At 73.6% G+C, this 2,090-nt stretch carries 2 protein-coding genes; one reads left to right on the plus strand and one right to left on the minus strand.

Translation table 11 applies throughout. The features are described 5' to 3' along the window. The first annotated feature begins 242 nt into the window (after nt 1–242). A complete protein-coding gene (locus ACYVE9_RS24245; RefSeq protein ID WP_461030027.1) occupies nt 243–974 on the plus strand; it encodes an SLATT domain-containing protein in 732 nt (243 codons plus the stop codon). A gap of 110 nt (nt 975–1,084) precedes the next feature. Here the strand turns inward: ACYVE9_RS24245 and ACYVE9_RS24250 are convergent, their stop codons facing one another. After that, nucleotides 1,085–1,732, minus strand: a complete 648-nt coding sequence (locus ACYVE9_RS24250; RefSeq protein WP_461030028.1) for a hypothetical protein — start codon at nt 1,730–1,732, stop codon at nt 1,085–1,087. Nucleotides 1,733–2,090 lie beyond the last annotated feature (358 nt).

The raw sequence follows: 2,090 nt of genomic DNA on the forward strand, positions 1-2,090 counted from the left end.
GGCGGCTGCGGGCGCCGGCGCGGACGTGACGCGGACGTGACGCGGACGCGGCAGGGCGGCGCCGGCGGGCCGAGGCGGCGCGACCGCCCACTCTTTCGAGTGAGTGGGTAGCGGCCTTGTTCCTGCCCGGCAGCCACTTCTGAGCGGTTTCGCTGCCAACGCGTCATCGTGGCGCCGCTTTTGGGGGTAGGAATGGGGGCTTCATGCGGTCCGAGCGCGGCCAGTTTTGTTGGGAGTGGCGGGTGAGTCAGCCGGAAATGCGGCCCGAGGGCGCCAGGTGGGACGGGCAGGGAGACCTGCTCGGCCGTGCCTTTCCGCTCGGCGACTGGGGAGAACCCGCCGAACGTCTCGACGAGCTGTACCAGTGGGTGGAGCAGGGCGCGCTCCAGGCCATCGACTGGTACGTGGCCGTCCGCAAGGGCAAGCGCCGGGCGGCCCGGACCCTGCGCCTCGGCGCCGCTCTCGGGGTGGCCGGCGGCGCGGTGATGCCGGTGCTGGAACTCACCGGCGCGGTGACCGGCGTCGCCTACTGGGGTTACCTGTCCCTGCTGGCCGCGGTGCTGTGCGTGGCCGGTGACCGCTGGTTCGGCCTGACGTCGGGCTGGATGCGTGCCATCGCGACCGCCCAGAGCGTGCAGCGGCGCCTGGAGCTGCTCCAGTACGAGTGGGCGTCGGAGTCCGTGCGGGAGGTGCTCGGCCCGACCGAGGGCACCGCGAGTGAGGCGGCGGAGCGCTGCCTCACCGTGCTGCGGCGGTTCAACGAGGACGTCACCGACCTGGTGCTCGGCGAGACCGCCGACTGGATGGTGGAGTTCCGGACGGGACCGGTGCCGCTGCCCAACCAGGCCGGGACGACGAACGCCTGCGTCCCGCGTCCGGACCGGGACGGCGGCGGGTCCGTCGCCCGCTTCCCGATGCCGCCCGGCGCCCGGCCCAACATGCCCCGCCAGCGCCCCCCGGAGAACCCGCGCTGAACCGACTGAACCGACTGAACCGTCCACGAACGGCCGGGCGGCGCCCGGCCGTTCGTGGCGGAGGCGGGACTTCCGGACGGGACGGGCCGGGTGGGACGGGCCGGGCGGGGTCAGGAGAAGACGATCATCGACCCCTGGGCGAGGCTGCGGGTCGCCGCGGCGTGCAGGCCGAGCCAGACGTGCCGCTCCCGGGCGAAGGGGCCGCCCTCACCGGCCGGCATGGCCGGCTCCTCCAGCTCGGTCGGCCGGGCGGGCGCGGGCGGGGAGGGCGGCGGATTCGCCGGGTCGATGCCCAGCACCGGGGCCACCGCCTCCAGTTCACGCAGCAGCCCGTGGCTGGAGCCCAGCGGACCGCCACCGGCGAGCAGCTCCTCGTCGGACAGCGGCGCCGGGAAGTCCACCGGCACGTAGGCGCCCGCGTGGTCGTAGTGCCACACCAGGTGGGACTGCTGGGCCGTCGGCTCGAACATCTCCAGCAACTGCTCGTAGTCGCTGCCCAGGGCGTCCACCGGGGTGACCTCCAGCCCGCTGAGCTGGAGCAGGTACGCCCGGCGCAGGAAGTGCAGCGCGTCGTAGTCGAAGCCCGCGACGGGGGCGACGTCACCCGAGAGCCCGGGCATGTACCCGTACACCGGGACCGGCGGCAGTCCGGCCGCCTCCAGGGCCTTGTCGTAGGTGGAGATCTCCTGGGCGAACGGGTTGTCGGGGCTGTGGCACAGCACGTCGACGAGGGGGACCAGCCACAGGTCACAGGCCAAAGGGTGCTCCAAGGACGACGCCGATCGGTGAGGGGACAGCCTAGTGCGAGGAGCCCGGCTCCGGACCGGGAAGGCGGGCGGAAGGCGCGCCCGGGCAGAGCCGCCCGGATGTGCCGCCGCCTCGACGCGCGATTTCCCTCCCCGGTCCCTTCCGGTTCCGGTCTTTCCGGCTCAGACCTGCCCAGCACCGGCCCGCCACAACCGCCGCCGGCAGGGGAACGGGAACGAGGGCGGGGCGTCAACGGGTAGAGGCGCACCGGCCGGAACGGGACACGGCCCCGGTCCGTGAGGACCGGGGCCGTGTCGATGGAGCGGACGACGAGGTTCGAACTCGCGACCTCAACCTTGGCAAGGTTGC

Source organism: Streptomyces sparsus (assembly GCF_054776295.1).